This is a genomic window from Neisseria subflava, from assembly GCF_003044935.1.
Classification (GTDB): Bacteria; Pseudomonadota; Gammaproteobacteria; order Burkholderiales; family Neisseriaceae; genus Neisseria; species Neisseria subflava_E.
The window spans coordinates 678120-699127 of sequence record NZ_POXP01000001.1 but is presented as its reverse complement, the minus strand read 5'-3'; the positions used below and the strand labels follow the sequence as shown (position 1 = coordinate 699127).

19 protein-coding genes are annotated in these 21008 nt (G+C 49.0%); 6 read left to right on the top strand and 13 right to left on the bottom strand.

Annotation, left to right across the window (positions count from 1 at the left end; translation table 11 throughout):
• The first annotated feature begins 84 nt into the window (after positions 1–84).
• The 3 genes from DBY95_RS03395 (at position 85) to DBY95_RS03385 (ending at position 4111) form a co-directional block, all read left to right on the top strand.
• Complete coding sequence (locus DBY95_RS03395; RefSeq protein WP_107723387.1) at positions 85–2367, top strand: TonB-dependent receptor; 2283 nt, start codon at positions 85–87, stop codon at positions 2365–2367.
• Between the two features lie 200 nt (positions 2368–2567).
• Positions 2568–3131, top strand: a complete 564-nt coding sequence (locus tag DBY95_RS03390; protein ID WP_107723386.1) for a peptidylprolyl isomerase — start codon at positions 2568–2570, stop codon at positions 3129–3131.
• Positions 3132–3253: 122 nt separating this feature from the next.
• Positions 3254–4111 (top strand): YgfZ/GcvT domain-containing protein, encoded by an 858-nt coding sequence (locus tag DBY95_RS03385; protein WP_107723385.1) that lies wholly within the window; start codon positions 3254–3256, stop codon positions 4109–4111.
• Positions 4112–4398: 287 nt separating this feature from the next.
• On the opposite strand, the gene DBY95_RS03380 is transcribed toward DBY95_RS03385, so the two are convergent.
• From DBY95_RS03380 to alaS, 3 genes are all read right to left on the bottom strand, one after another.
• A complete protein-coding gene (locus DBY95_RS03380) occupies positions 4399–5142 on the bottom strand; it encodes an HNH endonuclease (RefSeq protein ID WP_107723384.1) in 744 nt (247 codons plus the stop codon).
• A 1-nt stretch (position 5143) separates the two neighbouring features.
• Complete coding sequence (locus DBY95_RS03375) at positions 5144–6325, bottom strand: AAA family ATPase (RefSeq protein ID WP_107723383.1); 1182 nt, start codon at positions 6323–6325, stop codon at positions 5144–5146.
• Between the two features lie 139 nt (positions 6326–6464).
• Positions 6465–9359, bottom strand: coding sequence for an alanine--tRNA ligase (alaS, locus tag DBY95_RS03370; protein WP_107723382.1), 2895 nt, complete (start codon positions 9357–9359; stop codon positions 6465–6467).
• 250 nt (positions 9360–9609) lie between these two features.
• Between alaS and DBY95_RS03365 the strand changes: the two genes are divergently transcribed.
• Positions 9610–10740, top strand: a complete 1131-nt coding sequence (locus DBY95_RS03365) for a polyamine ABC transporter substrate-binding protein (RefSeq protein WP_107723381.1) — start codon at positions 9610–9612, stop codon at positions 10738–10740.
• Between the two features lie 167 nt (positions 10741–10907).
• On the opposite strand, the gene ubiE is transcribed toward DBY95_RS03365, so the two are convergent.
• The 7 genes from ubiE to ilvD form a co-directional block, all read right to left on the bottom strand.
• A complete protein-coding gene (gene ubiE, locus DBY95_RS03360; protein ID WP_004519946.1) occupies positions 10908–11645 on the bottom strand; it encodes a bifunctional demethylmenaquinone methyltransferase/2-methoxy-6-polyprenyl-1,4-benzoquinol methylase UbiE in 738 nt (245 codons plus the stop codon).
• A 29-nt stretch (positions 11646–11674) separates the two neighbouring features.
• Complete coding sequence (locus DBY95_RS03355; protein ID WP_107723380.1) at positions 11675–12034, bottom strand: MBL fold metallo-hydrolase; 360 nt, start codon at positions 12032–12034, stop codon at positions 11675–11677.
• Between the two features lie 22 nt (positions 12035–12056).
• Positions 12057–12488 carry a gamma-butyrobetaine hydroxylase-like domain-containing protein gene (locus DBY95_RS03350; protein ID WP_107723379.1) on the bottom strand — a complete coding sequence of 144 codons (432 nt, stop codon included), beginning with the start codon at positions 12486–12488 and terminating at the stop codon, positions 12057–12059.
• Position 12489: 1 nt separating this feature from the next.
• Positions 12490–12723, bottom strand: coding sequence for a hypothetical protein (locus DBY95_RS03345; protein WP_063068666.1), 234 nt, complete (start codon positions 12721–12723; stop codon positions 12490–12492).
• 76 nt (positions 12724–12799) lie between these two features.
• Complete coding sequence (locus DBY95_RS03340; protein ID WP_107723378.1) at positions 12800–14089, bottom strand: CAP domain-containing protein; 1290 nt, start codon at positions 14087–14089, stop codon at positions 12800–12802.
• A gap of 68 nt (positions 14090–14157) precedes the next feature.
• Positions 14158–14289 carry a hypothetical protein gene (locus DBY95_RS10735; protein WP_256388404.1) on the bottom strand — a complete coding sequence of 44 codons (132 nt, stop codon included), beginning with the start codon at positions 14287–14289 and terminating at the stop codon, positions 14158–14160.
• A gap of 69 nt (positions 14290–14358) precedes the next feature.
• Positions 14359–16218, bottom strand: coding sequence for a dihydroxy-acid dehydratase (gene ilvD / locus DBY95_RS03330; protein WP_070615262.1), 1860 nt, complete (start codon positions 16216–16218; stop codon positions 14359–14361).
• 278 nt (positions 16219–16496) lie between these two features.
• Here ilvD and DBY95_RS03325 point away from each other — a divergent pair, with 278 nt between their 5' ends.
• Positions 16497–17060, top strand: coding sequence for a YceI family protein (locus tag DBY95_RS03325; protein ID WP_107723376.1), 564 nt, complete (start codon positions 16497–16499; stop codon positions 17058–17060).
• A 69-nt stretch (positions 17061–17129) separates the two neighbouring features.
• Here the strand turns inward: DBY95_RS03325 and DBY95_RS03320 are convergent, their stop codons facing one another.
• Positions 17130–18077: a bile acid:sodium symporter family protein gene (locus tag DBY95_RS03320; RefSeq protein ID WP_107723375.1), complete on the bottom strand. Its 948-nt coding sequence runs from the start codon at positions 18075–18077 to the stop codon at positions 17130–17132.
• Positions 18078–18227: 150 nt separating this feature from the next.
• Positions 18228–19109: an NAD(P)H-hydrate dehydratase gene (locus tag DBY95_RS03315; protein WP_107723374.1), complete on the bottom strand. Its 882-nt coding sequence runs from the start codon at positions 19107–19109 to the stop codon at positions 18228–18230.
• A gap of 53 nt (positions 19110–19162) precedes the next feature.
• On the opposite strand from DBY95_RS03315, the gene DBY95_RS03310 reads away from it, so the two are divergent.
• Positions 19163–19819, top strand: coding sequence for a cytochrome b/b6 domain-containing protein (locus DBY95_RS03310; protein WP_107723373.1), 657 nt, complete (start codon positions 19163–19165; stop codon positions 19817–19819).
• A gap of 90 nt (positions 19820–19909) precedes the next feature.
• Here the strand turns inward: DBY95_RS03310 and DBY95_RS03305 are convergent, their stop codons facing one another.
• On the bottom strand, positions 19910–20998 hold the full coding sequence (locus DBY95_RS03305; RefSeq protein ID WP_107723372.1) for a methyltransferase: 1089 nt from the start codon (positions 20996–20998) through the stop codon (positions 19910–19912).
• Positions 20999–21008: the final 10 nt, after the last annotated feature.

The window sequence follows — 21008 nt, the reverse complement described above, 5'->3', positions numbered from 1 at the left end:
ATCAAATATAATCACAAAACTAAATTACTTTGTAATTTTTTACCCGATATAAGAATTATTAATATTTCAATTCAGAAGGAATTTATGAACAGCAAATTAGCCCTGATGCCGCTGCTGATTGCGAGCGCATTTTCTTATGCTGCCGATGAAGCGACACCCGAAACCCCTGTGCAACAGCAGTTGCAGGAAGTCAATGTCCGCGCCGACGCCAAACGCGTCAAAGCCGCACGCTCGTATTCTATTGCCAGTGACGGTGATATGCGCGACCGTGTGAATTTGGGTGTGTTGGGTAAAGCCAACGCCTTTACCGCTCCGATTACTGTGGTCAATTACGACGAAAAAGCCCTCAACAACACCGAAGCGCGTACTTTGGTAGATGCCGTAGCGAAAAAAGACGCTTCGACTTGGCAGTTTGGCGGCGAAAGCAACACCTTGACCGGCCTGTATTTCCGCGGTTACCAACTTGATGCGCGCCAATTCAGCGTCAACGGTTTGGCCGGTATGTATGGCACGCAAGGTACGGCCAGCGTGCAAGTCGGCTCCGCACAACTGATTAAAGGCGCATCCACTGCCGTAAACGGCATGGACCCTGAAGGCGCGGTATCCGGTTCCGTCAATATCGAAACCAAAAAAGCCGCCGACGAAGGCAACCGCAAAATCGGTTTGGGTTGGTTCAGCAACAACCGCGCCCAAGGTACGTTCGACTTGGGCCAACGCTTCGGCGAAAACAAAGAATTCGGCGTGCGCGCCAACGGCAAACTGCGCCACGGCGATACTCCGCGCCATGGTTACAGCGAGGACAACAAAGAATTTGCATTGAATGCTGATTATCGCGGCGAAAAACTGCGCGTGGCGTTCGATTCTATCTATGCAAAACGTAAAACCAACGGCGGCCGCGCGCGTATGCAGGACATCCAAAACGCTGATGGTCGTTTGTTCGATGCACCGGATGGCAAAACAAATCTGTTGCCAAGCTGGAACTGGCAAAATACCGTCGGTCAAACCAATATGCTGACTTTCGAATGGGATGCGTTTGACAATGCACAGATTACAGGCGGTATCGGCTACAACAAAGCACGTTATTACGGTACGCTGATTTCCCCGACAGTATGTTTGAATGCCACCAGCACTTGTACCGATGCGCAAAACACAAACGCCAGCGGCAAAGTAACGGCCCGCAACTATGACTACAATACCGGTACTGCCCGCCTGACCGACCAATACTTCCGCACTTTAAGCATGAACCTGTCTGCGCGAGGCGAATTTGAAACCGGCCCTGTAACGCACAACTGGAGTACGGCTTTTGACCGCGTTATCCGTCAACGCGCTACTACGCGCGGTTTGTCAGCAGGCAGCAGCAGCGCGAAAATTTCTGCAAGCGGCGATATTGCTGCGCAACTTGATTCTTTCCAACCGGACTATGCAACTGATTGGGAAAGCTCTGCCAATCTTGATGCCAATATCAAAGTCAACAGCTTGGCCTTGTCTGATACACTGGGCTTTGCCGACAACAAATACCGTCTAACTTTGGGTGGTCGTTTCCAAGTGGTTGAATATACAGATAAAAAAGCAGGCCAAAGCGGCGATGCCAAACGTTTCAGCCCTATGTTTATGGCCGCGTGGGTGCCGCAACCTGATTTGGTTGTTTACGGCAACTACATGGAAGACTTAGAGCCAGCCGATATCAAAACCGATGATGACGGCCATACCACCATGTCCAAACCGCGTGTCAGCCGTCAGTTTGAAGTGGGCGTGCGTAAAAACTGGGGCAATTTTGTGACCACGTTAAACGCGTTCCAAATCAAACGTCCGGGCTACTGGCGCGGTTCTGCCACCGGTAAAACAGACTTTGCCGCGTATAAAGCCTTGGGCGGCGCGGCAGGTGACAAGCAAGGCATGGAACGCAGCCGCGGTATCGAGTTCAACACCTACGCAAACTTGCTCAACAATACTTTGCGTCCGACTTTGGGCCTGATGTATCTGCAATCGACCGTGAAAGACTATCCAAATTCACGCGATATGCTGGTTAACGGTGTTCAAGTTGCCAATCCGCGCGTAATTGCCAAAGCAGGTGTTGAGTGGGATACCCCGTTTGCCAAAGGCTTGACCTTGAACGGTAATGTTTCATATTTTGGTAAGTCTTACCAAGACACGCAAAAACAATACGCCTTCCCATCCTATACCTTGGTTGACGTAGGCGCGCGCTACAAAACCAAGCTCGGTAAAAACACCCTGACCGTCAGCAGCTCGGTAGAAAACCTGTTCAACAAAAACTACTGGCAGGTACAGCGCGGCCAATACGACCGCAGCTTCGCTGTTGTCGGCATGCCGCGTACTTATTGGCTGAAAGCGGAATTGGATTTCTAATCTGATTTCGGTTTGACCGTAATAGCAGGCCGTCTGAAAGGGAATGATAAAAAGCATGAATTTGGTTTTTATCCCTTTTCAGACGGCCTGATTTTGATTGCCTGATGTTTTTTGCTTGAAAAATCTTACATGTTTTTTATGGATTTCACGCGAAACAAGGTTAATATTCCATTTTCACAATACATCATTCGAGAAGACATATGAAAAAATCCATCAAACTGACCCTGTGCGCCCTCGTACTCTCACTTTCCGTGCAGGCGCAAGCGGTTACCCATGCCGTGATTGAAACCAATATGGGCAACATCCAACTGGAGCTGGATGAAGTCAAAGCGCCGAAAACCGTGGCAAACTTTGTCAATTACGCCAAAAAAGGTTTTTACGACAACACGATTTTCCACCGCGTTATCGACAATTTTATGATTCAAGGCGGCGGATTTACCGAGAATATGGTACAAAAATCCACCGATAAAGCCATCACCAATGAAGCATACAACGGCTTGAAAAATAACGTCGGCACCATTGCCATGGCGCGCACCGGCGATCCGAATTCAGCAACCAGCCAGTTCTTTATCAATACGGCCGACAACGACTTTTTGAATTTCAAAAGCAAAACCCCTCAAGGCTACGGCTATGCCGTTTTCGGTAAAGTCACTTCCGGCATGGACGTGGTCCGTAAAATCAGCAAAGTGAAAACAGCGACACGCGGCTATCATCAAGACGTTCCAACCGAAGCCGTGATTATCCGTAAAGTCAGCATCAAATAATTTTGATTGCTTGAATCCAAACAACAGGCCGTCTGAAACATTCAGACGGCCTGAATTTATTTATTTGATAATAAGCGGCAATTTGGGCGATAATTCAGCATCTACAATTTAAGGAGTCGATTATGCAAACCCGCCTGCCTTTTTTCAGCGTTGTCCGTGTCAGCGGCGAAGACAGAGCTTCATTTCTTCATGGTCAATTATCCAACGATATTAATAATTTAGCTTCCGGTCAGGCATGTTACGCCACATACAATACGCCTAAAGGCCGTGTGTTGGCAAATATGCTGGTCGTCAATCGCGGAGAAGATTTACTGTTGGTCATGGATCAAGATTTGACCGAAGCCATCGTCAAACGCTTGAGAATGTTTGTCTTGCGTGCAAAAGTCGTCTTCGAGCTGATGCCTGATTTGGCAGTAAGCGGCGAGTTGGCAGACAATGCAGAACCACATCCTGCTACCGAACCGCAATTGTCTTTCCCAGCCCAAATTCAAGCAAACGCCGTAGAAGTTACCTTGCCGCACACAGGCCGTCTGAAAATTTCAGCAGCCGAAAACGCAGCCGAATATCAGGCAGGAGCCGAAAACGCATGGAACCTGCACGAAATCCGCAGCGGCTATCCGTGGATTTGCGCCGCAACCAAAGAAGCGGCTGTTGCCCAAATGCTCAACCAACACATCATCGGCGCAGTTCATTTCCGTAAAGGCTGCTACCCCGGCCAAGAAATCATCGCCCGCGCCCAATACCGAGGCCAAGTCAAACGCGGTCTGGCCGTATTAAGCGGCGATTCTTTAGAAGCCGCCGGTATTGCCGTCAAAGTCGGCGAAGAAGAAGCAGGCGTCATCCTCAATACAGCACTCACGGAGCAAGGCAGCCTAAGCCTTGCAGTTATCAAGTTTTCCGCAGCAGAAGCAGCATTGACCGATGCAGACGGTAATGCTTTGAAACAGGAAGAACTGTTTTTTACGGTTGAGAAAGATTGATTGTCAGATGATTGAATAAAAAGCTTAAATTTAAGGATTAATCAGCTTGAAATGAAAACAGAAAGGCCGTCTGAATTTCAGACGGCCTTTGATATTGAGTTTTGTTGGTACATGACCCAAGCAGCGTTTGCTGCTGACTGGATTACGGCATGGTTTGGAATCATTCGGTAGCAACAAAAACCGCGTGCGTGCGTACCGCACACATCCTACACCTCAATCTTAAGGTTTGCGTCGCCCGCAGGTAGGGTGTGTGGCGTAGCCACGCACGCGGTTGGTGGGAATGCAGGCTACGGCTTGCTTCTACTATCAAGAGTGAATTTCCTAGAATTACTGTCAAGGGATGATAATTCGTCAGTCCATTTATTTTTATTTATGAATATTTCTTTTATTTCTTTATAAATGGATGATGTATGTAGTTGTGATGCAGCAAAAGCGGTAAAAGGAGAAGATTCTTGGCAATTGGAAAGAATAGCAACTAGGAGTTCATCATGGCGTATAGATATATCCTTGCTTTCTTTTAATTGTATTAATAGTTGTTCCAATTTTTGAAGAAGCTCATTGCAAAATTTATAAATTGATACCCCTAGTTTTTCATGATCATTTAATTTAAGTTTTGCTATCGTATTTTCTCCATGAATAGAACTATTCTTTGGGTATAATCTATAAGCTTCCAAGCACAGATGATCTTTTGGATCATTATCATATGGATTTATAAATGGATTACTTTTAGTATCAAAATTTCCTTTTGAACTATTACACCTCTTACATATTGGTAGAAGATTTTCCCAACTAATTACCTCACTAGGATATAAACTTTTAGGATAGAAATGCTCAACTTCCATGTATGAATCCTCAATGTTTATTACACATCCACAATAAGCACATTTTTTATTACTGCTTTCAAGTAGAGTTTGATATATATCCTCTCTTTTCCAAACAGGTTTTTGTTCGTTTATAAATCTAGTCCTTAGCTCCTTCATTATATCTTCTGTTAGGGTTTCAGGTTTGTCCAATCTTGTTAGTTTTATCATTTTAGTTATCCAGCAATGTATCTAATTGAAGTTTCAAAATAGGACGCAGGGGAAAATCTGGATGAAGCATTTCATTTAATTCAGCATATGCAGACTCAGCTAAATTTTTATTTTTTTCATCCAAAGCCTTATCAAATTCTTGTTTAAGATTCATATATAAATCAGTCCGCAAAGTAGGCATTCCCATTATGTCTTCTAAAATTTCTTCTATAGTCCATCCTTGATAGCCATATTTAGAATTAAGCAATTCTCTTCGAGTTATATTATTTTCCTGTGTTCTTTGAAGGGCGATCACCTCGTCTTTTTCTGCTGTTTGAACGACATGAGGGCTATGAGTTGTAATAAAAAACTGAACCTTAGGAAAAGTTTCTTTTAGTATGCTAATAATCCGGCCTTGCCATTCAGGATGTAAGTGAAGTTCCACTTCATCAATTAAGATTATCCCATCAAAATCCTTTGCAAGAATGGCATTATTATCATGATTAAAACGAAATTCTAATTCTCTTATTATCCCAAGTAGAATAAAAATTATTGATTTAAAACCAGAAGATAGGTATTCGAAATATATATCACCAGTTGGTGAACTTACAATTATTTCGTTTTCTGTTGTAGTTTTTTTAAATGAATAATCAGAGTTTAGCTTTGCAAAACAATCTACAGCAAGTTTGAAATTTTCTTTCTGTGTATTAGTTAAATTACCCTCATGCGCTGAATGTAGATGCCTATTGATAAACCATGATTTTAGTTTTTCATTTTTTAACCCCGAAAGATTGCGCTCTCCAGTAATATCTTTAGGATCTGCTTCTATACTATTTTGTGCCTGATATTCAAATACTCTATTCACTTTTAAGTATAATAATTTTTTATCATAATCAGATAGTTCACACCTAACCCATGAGCTGTTGTCTGGTTTTCTTTTTGTAATGGACATGGAAATTGATTTATTTTCTTCACCCTCTTCAGAAAACATTATTTCTGCTTCAATATTTCCTGAATCACAGCCAGATCTACTTAAAAGTATATTATTATTAAAACTTGAATATAAGGAAGCTATTGAATCTAATATATTTGTTTTTCCCACCCCATTTTCTCCACATATTAAATTACAATTTTGATTTAAATTCTCCAGTGATAAAAATGGAATTCCACCAACATTATGCAGTTTTAAGTTTTTGATTTTCATTTAAATTTCCATAAAATTAACTCTTATGTTTAAACAGTAAATAGGTCGGGTCGCACCCAAACCTACGCTAAACCAAGCTTTTCAGACGGCCTCTTTGCACAAAAGGCAGCCTGAAACCTTTCAGGCTGCCTTTCTTACATCAAGCCAGCTTCGCGCCGACCCAGTCTTTCACGCCATCCAGCACGGCGGGCAGTTTCGCAGCATCTGTGCCACCGGCCTGTGCCAAGTCCGGTCTGCCGCCGCCTTTGCCGCCGACTTGTTCGGCTGCAAATTTAACCAGATCGCCTGCTTTTACTTTGCCAGTCAAGGCTTTGGATACGCCGGCGCACAGGGAGACTTTGCCGTCGTTTACTGCCGCCAAAAGAATCACGGCGTTGTCGGATTTGCCGGTCAAGTCGGTCACGATTTCGCGCAGGGCGGCGGCATCGGCTTCGATTTGTGCGGCAACGAGTTTGGCTGAACCCAAGTCTTTTGCATCGTCCAAGAGTTTGGCGCCTGCATGGACGGCGAGTTCGGCTTTGGCGCGTGCCAATTCTTTTTCCAATGCTTTGGCGTGTGTTGCGCCTGCTTGGATTTTCGCCAGTACGTCTTTTTCGGTTTGGGCTTTGGTTTCGGCAATAATGTCTTTCACCAAACGCTCTTGTTCTTGCGCCCATTTGAGTGCGTTCAGGCCGGTGATGGCTTCGATACGGCGTACGCCTGCGGCAATACCGCCTTCGCTGATAATTTTGAAGAGGCCGATGTCGCCGGTGCGTGAAACGTGTGTACCGCCGCACAATTCGGTAGAGAAACCGCCCATTTGCAGTACGCGTACTTCGTCGCCGTATTTTTCGCCGAAGAGCATCATCGCGCCGGTTTTTTGGGCATCTTCCATGCTCATAATGGCTGCGTTGACGGCAACGTTGGCCAAAATGGCTTCGTTGACTCGGCGTTCTACTTCGGCGATTTCTTCGGCAGTGACCGCTTGAGGATGGGAAATGTCGAAACGGGTGGATTCGGCGGTAACCAAAGAGCCTTTTTGTTCAACGTGTTCGCCCAATACGTCGCGCAGGGCTTTGTGCATCAAGTGGGTCGCGCTGTGGTTGCGCATATTGGCATTGCGGATTTCGTCATCCACTTTGGCGGTAACGCTGTCGCCGACTTTCAGACGGCCTGACGTTTGTACGCCGAATTGGCCGAATACGGCCGCTTTGATTTTTTGGGTATCGCGTACTTCAAAGCGGTTTTCGCCTGCGAAGATATAGCCGACGTCGCCGACTTGGCCGCCGGATTCTGCATAGAACGGGGTAAAGTCGATAACGACGGCACCTTCGTCGCCTTCGTTCAATTCGTTGACTTGCTCGCCGTTTTTGTAGAGGGCGAGGACTTTGGATTCGGTTTGGCGTTCGCTATAACCTTTAAACTCGGTGTCTTGACCGTCGTAAGGCAGTTGAGCGTTGGCTTTGAAGCTTTGTGCGGCGCGTGCGCGTGCGCGTTGTGCATCCATTTCGCGGTTGAAGCCTTCTTCATCCAAATCGATGCCCAATTCGCGCGCCATGTCGGCAGTCAGGTCGTAAGGGAAGCCGTAGGTGTCGTAGAGTTTGAAGATGTGTTCACCACCGATAACGAGTTTGCTGTTGGCGATGTTGTCCATCAAATAGGCATTTAAGGCTTCGGCAAACGGTTTTTCCGCGTCGGGAATATGGGCGGTTTCCAAAGCAGCCTGCAAATCGATATACATGCCTTCGTTCAGGCTACCTGAAACTTGGGGACGGATAACGATTTGCTTTTTGCCTGAAGCGGCACGGGAGGCGGCGGTGAATTCCACACCCTCTGCGGTTTTCAATGCCAGTGGTTTGCCCGCACCATCTTGCGGCAGCAGGCTTTCCAGTTTCAAGAATTTCATGCCGTTGAACACTTGATTGAACAAGCCCATGCCTTTTTCCAGCGTTTCGCCGAAACGGCTCTCTTCCGCGCGCAGGGCTTCCATAATCTGCGTCTGCTTCTCTTTCAACTCAGGATAAGCATCACCCATTACTTTCACCAAGTCGGGCACGAGTTTGTAGAAAAACGCTTGTTTCTGACCGAGTTTGTAACCGTGGCGTACGGCGCGGCGGACGATGCGACGCAGTACATAGCCGCGGCCTTCGTTGGACGGCATCACGCCGTCTGCAATCAGGAAGGAGCAGGAGCGGATGTGGTCGGCGATGACTTTCAGGCTTGGTTCTTCCATGCTGAACGGCGCGCCGGTTTCGCGGGCAACGGCTTTGAGCAGGTCTTGGAACAGGTCGATTTCGTAGTTGCTGTGGACATGCTGCATGACGGCGGCCATACGTTCCAAGCCCATGCCGGTATCAACGGATGGTTTAGGCAGCGGATTCATATTGCCTTGTTCGTCGCGGTTGAACTGCATAAATACGCAGTTCCAAATTTCGATCCAGCGGTCGCCGTCTTCTTCAGGGCTGCCCGGAATGCCACCCCAGATTTCTTCGCCGTGGTCGTAGAAAATTTCGGAGCAAGGACCGCAAGGGCCGGTGTCGCCCATTTGCCAGAAGTTGTCGGATGCGTATTTTGCACCTTTGTTGTCGCCGATGCGGACGATACGCTCGGCAGGCATGCCGATTTCGTTCAGCCAAATGTTGTAGGCTTCGTCGTCTTCTGCGTAAACGGTCGCCAAGAGTTTGTCTTTAGGGATATTTAACCATTCGGGGGAAGTCAGAAATTCCCAAGCGAAGTGGATCGCGTCGCGTTTGAAGTAGTCGCCGAAGGAGAAGTTGCCCATCATTTCAAAGAAAGTATGGTGGCGGGCAGTGTAGCCGACGTTTTCCAAGTCATTGTGTTTGCCGCCTGCGCGTACGCATTTTTGCGCGGTAGTGGCGCGGTTGTAGGGGCGTTTGTCAAAGCCGAGGAATACGTCTTTAAATTGGTTCATGCCTGCGTTGGTAAACAGCAGGGTCGGGTCGTCGTGTGGCACGAGCGAGGAGGAGCGGACGATGGTGTGGCCTTTAGATTCGAAAAATTTCAGGAATTTTTGGCGTAGTTCGGTGGTTTTCATAATATCTCGATAAATTTTTTACAAGGATTTCAGACGGCCCGGACGGCGCGTTGCGATTAAAAACGAATGGGCGTTATCTTACCGCAAAACCATATTTCAAGCTATCGGCAGAAAGGTTTTAAGTTGGCTGCAACCCGTCTTTCAGACGGCCTTAAGCGGGGCGATATCTTTTAACAATGAAGCCTATCCGCTCGGGCTTGCCTGCTTTATAATGCCTCTCTATTTTCAACCGGATACGCAAGGAATGATAATGACCAAACATCTGCCCCTCATCGTACTGACTGCGCTGGCATTGGCCGGCTGCGGCGGCTCGGACAAAACTTCTGCCGACAAGGCGGCTCAAACCGATAATCAAAAGGTATTGAGCATTTATAACTGGTCGGAATATGTCGATCCCGAGACGGTTGCCGCGTTTGAGAAAAAACACGGTATTGCAGTAACTTACGATGTATATGACAGCGATGAAACGCTGGAGAGCAAGGTATTGACCGGCAAGTCGGGTTACGACATCGTGGGCCCTTCCAATGCGTTTGTCGGTAGGCAGATTAAGGCAGGTGCGTATCAGAAAATCGACAAATCTCTGATTCCAAACTATAAAAACCTCAATCCACAACTGATGAAGCTGATGGAAGGCGTTGATCCGAATCACGAATACGCCGTTCCATTTTATTGGGGGACTAATACTTTCGCCATCAATACCGAGCGTGTGAAAAAGGCTTTGGGTACGGACAAACTACCGGACAATCAATGGGATTTGGTGTTTAACCCTGAATACACGTCCAAACTCAAGCAATGCGGCATCAGCTATTTGGACAGCGCGGCGGAAATTTATCCTATGGTGTTGAACTATATGGGTAAAAATCCAAACAGTAGCGAAACGGCTGATATTAAGGCGGCTACGGAAGTCTTGAAGAAAAACCGTCCATACATCAAGCGTTTTACCTCGTCTGGTTTTATCGATGATTTGGCGCGCGGCGATACTTGCGTAACGATTGGTTTTGGCGGCGATTTGAACATTGCCAAACGTCGTGCCGAAGAAGCGGGTGGCAAGGAAAAAATCCGTGTGATGATGCCGAAAGAAGGCGTGGGGATTTGGGTGGATTCGTTTGTGATTCCGAAAGATGCCAAACATGTGGCCAATGCCCATGCGTATATCAATGATTTCTTAGATCCTGAAGTTGCGGCGAAAAACGGCAATTTTGTTACTTATGCGCCGTCCAGCAAACCTGCTCAAGAGCTGATGGATGAAGAGTTTAGAAACGACAATACGATTTTCCCGACTGACGAGGATTTGAAAAACAGCTTTATCATGGTGCCTATCCAACCGGCGGCATTGAAATTTATGGTCCGTCAATGGCAAAGCGTGAAAGCAGGGACATAAGCTGATTTGAACATATTAAGGCCGTCTGAATGGTGTAACCGAAATCCTTGATTTCGTTTTACGGCTGTTCAGACGGCCTTTGGTTTGTATCAGATTGGCTTGGGTAAGGTTTAAAAAACAAAGGGCGTGTTTATCAATCACGCCCTTTGTGTTTGCTTCAGACGGCCTTAGAATTTCACGCCTTTATGCAGGGCGACGATGCCTGCGCTCATATTGTGGTAATCCACGCTGTCGAAGCCTGCATCCAGCATCATTTGTTTCAAGGTTTCTTGGTCGGGGTGCATACGGATGGACTCGGCGAGGTATTGGTAGCTGTCGGCATCTTTGGCAATCAGTTTGCCCATAATCGGCAACAGTTTGAAAGAGTAGAGGTCGTACACGCCTTCCAAAGGTTTGTACACTTTGGAAAATTCCAATACCAGCAGGGTGCCGCCCGGTTTCAATACACGGTACATTTCTTTCAGCGCGGCATCTTTGTGCGTCATGTTGCGCAGGCCGAATGCGACGGAAACCAGATTGAAATAGTTGTCGGGGAACGGCAATTTTTCAGCGTCTGCTAACGATACGGGCAGAATCATGCCTTCGTTGAGCAGGCGGTCGCGGCCGACGGTCAGCATGGAGGAGTTGATGTCTGTCAGCCAAACTTCGCCTTCTTTGCCCACACGTTTTGCCCAGCCTCGGGACAAATCACCTGTACCGCCGGCGATGTCCAATACTTTGTCGCCTTTTTTCAGGCGGGCTGTATTGATGGTGAAATGTTTCCAAACACGGTGCAGACCACCGGACATTACGTCATTCATAATGTCGTAGTTTTTTGCCACGGAGTGGAAGACTTCGGCAACTTTGCCTGCTTTTTCGTCTTCGTCAACGGTAGAGAAGCCGAAATGGGTTTTGTGGTCGCTCATAGTGTCTGCCTTCTTAAAATAATACGGATTCAGATATTGAATACGTCGAAATCGCCAACCACTTTCGACGCGGGAAATATAGTTTGTGCCTGCTGCTCCAGCATCAGGCGTTGCTCTTCTTCGGTATGACGTGCGCTGATGTGGGTCAGGTAGAGTTGTTTCACATTGGCTTGCAAAGCCAGCTTGGCAGCATCGGATACGGTCGAATGGAATACTCGTTCCGCTGTCTCTTCATCGTTTGCCGCAAAGGTTGCTTCATGCGCCAAAACGTCTGCGTTTTGTGCGGCGCGCACTGCATGAGGACAGGCTTTGGTATCGCCGAAGATAGCCGCTACCCGTCCTTTTTTAGGCGGGGAGGAACGCTTTGCCGTCAATGATTCTGCCGTCATCCAATGTCGGCTTCGCCTTTTTTCAGACGGCCTTTCCGCCGCAACCGCCGCTACCGCAGGAATGTGTGCGTTTGGGTTTCAAATCTTCGGCACTTGGCGTTCTGGACGCGCCGGCTTTTTCGAGGCGGTCGAGATAGTCTTGCCAAAGTGCATCTTGATTATTCGCTAGTCGGTAGAGATAGTCCCAATCGTAAAGGCCGCTGTCGTGGCCGTCTGAAAAAGTAATTTTCAAGGCGTATTGGCCGACGGGGTCTAAATCGGTAATACTGACTTCGGCTTTGCCTGTTTGCAAAACATCTTGACCTGGACCGTGTCCGCGCACTTCCGCGCTGGGTGAGTACACGCGCAGGTATTCGGCAGGAAGGCTTTTGGCACCGTCAACATAGACCAAAGTCAGTACGCGCCGCTCTTGCTGGAGGCGGATTTCTTGTGGGATTTTATCGGCTTGGGTCATGTCATGCTCCGTTCTTTTTACGCAAATAGGCAACGCGTACAGAAAAAATACCGCCAAGTACGGCAAACAACACGATTGCGTAGAGTGAAAGCCGTATCAGGCTTACTTGTGTGCCCGCCGTCAACCCCAAGGGCAGCAACATCACGGCAACGAACAGTAAAAACGCGGCCAACATGACGGCAATGCTGGCAAAGGCATAGCGGGTATTGGCTGCTGTTTGCGGATGTTTGGTCATATTGGATAGCTTGCCGTAGGGTGGTGAGGCGGTATTTTATCAGTTTTTTGGTGCTTCATGCCGTCTGAAAACGGCTTTATTTCCATAAATAAAGTGTAATGGCGCGCCTGTCTTCGCCTTCGGGCATTAAGCGGATGCTGCTGCCTTTGCTTCCGTTGACACGGATAATGATACCGCCGGCCTGCCGCTCGATAATGTCGAGTTGGGTGTCGCGGTTCATGCGGTAGTTGTAGCGTTCGCATTGCTTCAAGCACCAAAAATCCTGCCAATGGATAAAATATTTTTGTCCGGATTCGATGGCCAGCGTTTCGCCGCCTTTGACGATGAAATAAGGATAATCGGGTTTTTGCGTGCTGAATGTCCATTCGGCCGTTCTGTTTTTTCCGTTTTGACGGTATTGGAACACGGCACGGTAGTCGGTATCGTATTCCAAAGGCTGTAAAGGAAACAGCGCGAATTGGCGGTCGGTCAGGAGGCGGTTTGGGTCATTATCTTTATCTAAGATTTTGACGTCTTTGATTTCTTTTGTGTCCTGATACAGTTTGAACGAACGCATTTTGACCGGGGGCGATTGTTCTGAGAACGCGATGCTGACCGGATTGCCGGTCATTTCATAATGCGGCATAGGGTCGGGACGCTCGCCGTGGAAAACCGGCGAAGCGAAATTGCCTTGCGGATAGGTAATGTAAGGCCGGAGTTTGCGGTTGGAGATTTCATCCGCATAAACAATGGCATGGCCATGACAGGCATCTTGATAAAACGAACGGCTGAGGTCGGATAATGGGCGGTTTTTTTGGCAGAGGCTGTTGAATCTGCTGTCGCCCTGATTGATGCTCAACGCGATTTGTTTGCCTTGAGATTCAAACGCCGCACCGGCCTCGTCGATATTTTGATCGAGCAAGGAGAAACGGTGGTAAATCGCCGTCATCAGGTTGTCCAGCTGATGTTGGGCAGGTAGGTGGTCGTTGATTTTTTCGTTTGGCGGGTGTTGGCCGGTGCTGACGTTTTCGTGTACGCCTTTATAGGCATAACCGGCTTTGCGCGTGCGGTCGGATGGGCGTGGGCCTGTATAAAAGGGATTGCGTGTATTGTGTTCGTCATGTCCGTCGTCAGGGTTTTGCAGCAGATAGCGGGCATGATTGCGCGCGGCGCGTTCGAGTGTGGCCGAGTGCGCCAGTGCGGGCAGATTGGCTGAGGCGCGGAGGAAGTTTAAATACGCCAAGGCGTCAAAATCGGCAACAGCGGTACGATTTTGCGGCGGTTGGGCGTAGATGAGCTGGTCTTCGGAATAGCGATGGGTTTCGTAGTATTGGAATATGCCGAGGGCGACGGCAAAACCGCCCAGCCAGTAAAGAATGTGTTTCATTATATGTACTGCGTTCAGACGGCCTTGAGCTACGGCTTTTTCCCCTTGAGACTCATGCCGCTGAATGATTATTTTGATAGCGGCTTGACTTGGAAAGCTTCAGGATGGGATTTGAAATATTCGACAGCGATAAATCCGCCGCCAATAATAATCAGTAGGGCAATGGCCATGCCGATCATCGCTAAAATGAATTTGTCCATATTTGTCCGTTTGAATGAAGGCCGTCTGAAACACTTGGAAGCGTTCAGACGGCCTTAAAGTCAGGTTAATTAACGTTCGATTTGCGATACGTCGCGTACTGCGCCTTTGTCGGCGGAAGTCGCCATCGCGCCGTAGGCACGCAGGGCAGCGGAGACGTAGCGGTCGCGGTTTTCCGGTTTCCACGCTTTGCTGCCGCGTGCTTCCATTTCGGCACGGCGTGCGGCAAGCTCTTCATCGGAAATGACAAGGTGGATGCTGCGGTTTGGAATGTCGATTTCGATGGTGTCGCCTTCGTGTACCAAACCAATGGCGCCGCCTTCTGCCGCTTCAGGCGAAGCGTGGCCGATGGACAGGCCGGAAGTACCGCCGGAGAAACGGCCGTCGGTCAGAAGGGCGCATTCTTTGCCCAAACCTTTGGATTTCAGGTAGGAAGTCGGGTACAGCATTTCTTGCATGCCCGGGCCGCCTTTAGGGCCTTCGTAGCGGATGATGACGATGTCGCCAGCTACGATTTGGTTGCCCAAAATGCCTTCGACTGCGTCTTCTTGGCTTTCAAACACGCGGGCGCGGCCGGTAAATTTGAGGATGCTCTCGTCCACGCCTGCGGTTTTCACCACGCAACCGCGTTCGGCGATATTACCGAACAATACTGCCAAACCGCCGTCTTGCGAGTAGGCATGTTCGACATCGCGGATACAACCTTTTTCGCGGTCGAGGTCGAGGGTTTTCCACATACGGTTTTGTGAGAACGCCTGAGTAGTGCGCACGCCGCCGGGAGCGGCTTTGAAACGCTCGATGGCATGGGTGTTTTCAGGGTTGGTTACGTCCCATTTTTCAATCGCGTCTTTCAGGGTCGGCGCGTGAATGGTGTACACGTCGGTGTGCAGTTTGCCTGCTTTGTCCAATTCTTTCAGGATGGCGAAGATACCGCCGGCGCGATGCACGTCTTCCATGTAGTAATCGTGGTTGTTTGGCGCGGTTTTGCAGATACAAGGTACAACGCGACTCAGGCGGTCGATGTCGGCCATTTTGAAATCGACACCGGCTTCGTTGGCAACGGCCAACAGGTGCAAAATGGTATTGGTAGAGCCGCCCATGGCGATGTCCATGGTCATGGCGTTTTCAAACGCTTTTTTAGTGGCAATGCTGCGCGGCAATACGGTTTCGTCGTCCTGCTCGTAGTAGCGTTTGGTGATTTCGACAATCATGCGGCCGGCTTCGAGGAACAATTCTTTGCGGCCTGCGTGGGTCGCCAAGTATGAACCGTTGCCCGGCAGGGAAAGGCCGAGTGCTTCGGTCAGACAGTTCATGGAGTTGGCGGTAAACATGCCGGAGCAGGAGCCGCAAGTCGGGCAGGCGTTTTGTTCGACTTCTTCGACTTGTTTGTCGCTGATATTGTCGTCTGCCGATTCGATCATGGCGTCAATCAAGTCCAAACGGCGTTCGGGCTGAATATTGGCCACGCCGATAACTTTACCGGCTTCCATCGGGCCGCCGGAAACGAAGATGGTCGGAATGTTCAGGCGCATGGCGGCAATCAGCATGCCCGGGGTGATTTTGTCGCAGTTGGAAATGCACACCAGCGCGTCGGCGCAGTGGGCGTTGACCATGTATTCGATGGAGTCGGCAATCAGGTCGCGGCTGGGCAGGGAGTAGAGCATACCGCTGTGGCCCATGGCGATACCGTCGTCAATGGCGATGGTGTTGAATTCTTTGGCAATGCCGCCGGCTTTTTCGATTTCACGGGCAACCAGTTGACCCATGTTGTGCAGGTGCACATGGCCTGGGACGAATTGGGTGAAGGAGTTGGCAATGGCGATAATCGGTTTGCCGAAGTCGGTTTCCATGACGCCGGTTGCACGCCACAATGCGCGCGCGCCTGCCATATTGCGGCCGTGGGTAGAGGTTTTGGAGCGGTATTCAGGCATTTTTGTTCCTTTGTTTTATGCTGAGGCCGTCTGAAATAGGCTGGTTGGTTGGCGGCCCGTTGTAGAAATAACTCGGTATTTTATACCAATTACGAGCGATGAAGCACGCTATTTTGTAATAAAACTAAACTGTATTTGCTTCACCTGAATTTGCTGCTCACTTCTTCGGATGGCCTGAAGTTTTCTTAGGATGAAACGTTGTCTTTCTCATTTGCAAAAGATGTTGGCATCAAAAAGTGATATGATAGGGAACTTCTCACATTTCTAAGGATAAGACGATGAAAAAAATCATGTTTGCATTGTGTTCGGCCATGTTGGCTTCTGCTGCGTCTGCCGCTGTTTATAAAGTGGACGAATTTCATGCCAATGCCCGCTTTGCCATCGACCATTTCAACACCAGCACCAACGTCGGCGGTATTTATGGTTTGACCGGCAATTTGGAATTTGATCGTGCCAAACGCCAAGGCTCAGTCGATATCGTATTGCCTTTGTCCAAACTGCAAACCGGTTCAGATCGCTTTACTCAACATTTGAAATCTGCCGATATTTTCAATGCAGACAAATACCCTGAAATCCGTTTTGTATCCACCAAATTCAATTTCAACGGCAAAAAACTGCTTTCCGTTGACGGCAATCTGACCATGAACGGCAAAACTGCGCCGGTAAAACTCAAAGCCGACAAATTCAACTGCTACCAAAGCCCGATGGCAAAAGCAGAAGCGTGCGGCGGCGACTTCAGCACCACCATCGACCGTACCAAATGGGGCTTGGATTATTTGGTAAGTGCCGGTATGAGCAAAAAAGTTAACATCAATATCCAAATCGAAGCAGTAAAACAATAATCCTGCTTGATTTCAAAATAAAGGCCGTCTGAACGGAATCTGTTCAGACGGCCTTATGATTAAAGACGTTTAGGATTCTTTATTTTTATCGGCTTTGGCTGCCCAATAAGTTGCCAGGAGCGAGCCGGAGATGTTGTGCCACACGCTGAACAATGCGCTGGGAACGGCAACAACCGGCGCGGCGGCAAAGTGTGCGGCGGCAAGGGCGGCGCCTAAGCCTGAGTTTTGCATACCGACTTCGATGGCCAGCGTTTTTTGTGCATCATAAGGCAGGCCGGTCCATTTGGCGGCAAAGAAGCCAAGCAGATAGCCGATGCCGTTGTGGAGTACGACAACGGCAAAAATCAGCAGGCCGCTTTCAATAATCTTGCCTTTGCTGGCACCGACAACCGCGCCGATAATCAGCACGATGGCGGCAACGGAAACCAGCGGCAGCGCGTCGGTCAGTTTTTCAGTTTTGTTGCCCAAGACTTTATGGACAATCAAGCCCAAAACGATGGGGAACAAAACCATTTTGACGATGGACATCAACATACTGCCCGCTTGTATTTCCAGCATTTCACCGGCAAGCATCAGAAAGATGGCGGGGGTCAGCAATGGGGAAATCAGGGTGGAAACCGATGTAACGGCAACCGACAAAGCCACATTGCCGCGCGCCAGATAAGTCATTACATTGGAAGCCGTGCCGCCCGGGCAGCAGCCGACCAAAATCACACCGACTGCGATTTCGGCAGGCAGGTTCAACAGCTTGGCCAGCAGATAGGCGGTTGCCGGCATGATGGCGAATTGTGCAATCACGCCGATGATGACGGCTTTGGGATGTTTGAACAAAATGTCAAAGTCGGAGGGTTTGAGGGTCAAGCCCATGCCGAACATGATGACGCCCAGAAGCCAAGGAATGTAAGGACCGACCCATTTGAAGGTGTCGGGAGCGAAAAAAGCGATGCCTGCAAAGAGCGCGGCCCAGAGGGAAAATGTTTTTCCAATAAAGTTGCTGATTTTATTGAGGGTACTCATGATAATATGTTGTGAAGTTGTTTTTAAGGGAAATCAAGGATACACGCCTTAACCTTAATTTGCAAAATGACTTAAAAATAAACCAGGCCGTCTGAAAATAGAGATTGATTTTCAGACGGCCTGCAATTTGTATTTATGATATAGACAGTATTACTCTTTTGATAAAATATTGCGCAGCCATCGGGCGGCAGGTGCGATTTCTCCGGCGAGCATACCGGTTTCGATTTGGCTGCTGTGTTTGATGACATCGGCTGCCGCTCCGTGCAGCCATACGCCTGCGCAGGCGGCTTGGAATACTGGAATGCCTTGTGCCAGCAGGCTGCCGATAATGCCGCTCAAGACATCGCCGCTGCCGGCGGTGGCCAAACCGGCATTGCCGCTGGTGTTGGTATAGACTATGCCGTCTGCCGTGGCCACCAATGTATGATGGCCTTTCAATACGACAGTCGCGCCATATTTTTGGCTGATTTCGGTTACGGCTTTTCGTCTGTCGACTTGAACTGATTGGGTATCGGTACCGAGTAGGCGTGCAGCTTCTGCCGGATGAGGTGTCAGGACGATATGTTTGTACGATTTGAGGCGTTCGGCCAATTCGGAAGAACGGGCGAGCAGTGTCAAAGCATCTGCATCGAGCAATAAAGGCTGGTCATGGTGTGTCGACAGGATTTGGAGCAGAAGCTGCTCTGATAATCCGTCCAAGCCAAAGCCGCAGCCGATTACCCGCGCGCTGACATCGTTGCGCTCCATCAGTTGGGCCGCAGTGGCGAGCATGATTTCAGGGCGTTCCGGAATAATGGCAAAAGGCAGAGTGGCTTGGTTGAAACCTGCCCAAACCTTGCCGCATCCTTGATACATCGCGGCTGTGGCTGCCAGAACCACCGCGCCGCTCATTCCCGTTGCGCCGCCGATAATGGCAAGCGTGCCGTATGTGCCTTTGTGTGATTTTTGGGCGCGGGGGCGGAATACGTCGGGAAATGCTAAGGCCGTCTGAAAAGCTTGAAGCGATTCGGGAAGCGTGTAGATGGGCTGCATGGCGTAACCTTCCAAGATAAGAAATTTAATTTTAAATCAGAAAGTAAAAGGTAATGAAGCAAAAAATAAAAGTTTGGGACGCACCTACGCGCCTGTTCCATTGGCTCTTGGTGTTATTAATGGGATTTATGTGGTACAGCGCAACCCAAGGCGGCGATATGCTGGTATGGCACTTGCGCGGCGGCTTGTTGATGCTGGCGTTGGTGGTTTTCCGCTTGTGCTGGGGGATATGGGGCAGCGATACGGCAAAATTCAGCCAATTTGTGCGTCCGTTTTCCGAAATCCGCCGCTACACGCAAGGCCAAATGTCTGAAAACGAATTGGTCGGCCACAATCCTTTGGGCGCGCTGATGGTCATCGCTTTATTGGCTGCCTTGGTTTTTCAGACGGCCACAGGCTTATTTGCCGCTGATGAAAATACGTTTACCAATTCCGGCTTTTTGAATCATTTGGTCAGCGAACACGCCGGTACGCTGGCGCGAAAAATCCATGTCAATTTCTTTAATGCTTTAGCTGTTTTGGCGGGCGTACATATCGCGGCTGTTTTGCTGTATCGCTTTGTGAAAAAACAGGATTTGATTACGCCGATGATGAGCGGCTTTAAAACCATCGATGCCAAGCAGCCTAAGTTGGCCAGAGTGGGACAACTGCTTGCCGCTTTGGTGGTGGCGATTGCGTTAGTGTACGCAGTATGGATGTTGCGCGGCTGATGCATTAAGGCTGATACCTAAAACAAACCGACCCCGATAGCCAAAATGGCTGTTGGAGTCGGTTTCTTTTTAGGATTTAAAAGATGATGTTCAGACAGCCTTAACGCAGCGCAAGATGCTGTGGCCGCGGCCGATGCCGTCTGAAATTTCCGCTACTTTCAATCCGGCTTTTCCAACGCAACGGATCAGGTCTTCAGAGTGGAAGATTTTGCTGTTGCCGTTGGCCATGGCAGTGAAATACAGGCTGGTCATGGTCAGGCAGTAGGCGGCGGTTTCGTAGCGTTGTCTGTCCCAGAAAGGCTCCATAATGTAGAGGCTGGTGTTTTCGCTCATAGAAGCAGCGGCGCGTTGAAGAATGCTGGTGGCTTGTTCTTCGGTAAAACAGTCTAGGAATTGGCTCATCCAAATCGCGTCAAAACCGGTTGGGAACGGAATCTCAGGATCAAGCAGGTTGGCCGGATGGGCGTGGATACGGTCCGCACCGTTTTTGCCTTTGGTCGCTTCACGCATCAAGCCGATTTGTTGCGGCAGATCCATGATGGTTACTTCGACTTCGGCATTGTGGTTGACGCATTGCTCCGCCCAGCGGCCGGTATTGCCGCCGACATCGAGCAGTTTTTTAACCGGTTTGGCGAACACGGTGTTCAGTGCTTCGGCGAAGGAGTTATCGGAATAATAATGGTCGAATGCAAACCATTTTTCCTGCGCGATGCTTGGCAATGAAGACAAGCCTTCGTAAATGGTCGGCCAGTCGCCGAATACTTTCAGGCCTTCGGGCTTGCCGGTTTGCAGGGTTTTCTCCAAATCAAACATGCCTTGGTAGCAGATTTCCTGCGTGAAATCCATGTTGACGCGGGCCATTTTGTCTTTGAGGACAAACCAACCGGCCTTGCTGATGAAATAGCGGTTGTCGCGAGTCAAGACAGTGCCGATAGACAGTGAAGCTTCCAGCAGGACTTGTGCCGCGTAGTTGCTGATTTGCGCTTTTTCTGCGATTTCGGCTTGAGTGAGGCCGTCTGGATGGTCGTTCAGCAAGTCCAGAATGCCAAATTTCACCATCAGGCGGGAAACTTGGAACACAATCGGTGCAAAAGCGATTTCTTGAGCCAGACGTTGAGCCTCGCCTGCAGACTGGTGTTCGTGGGAATAGCGTTGTTCTAGGGCAGGGAAGAGTTGCATATTGTTGGTT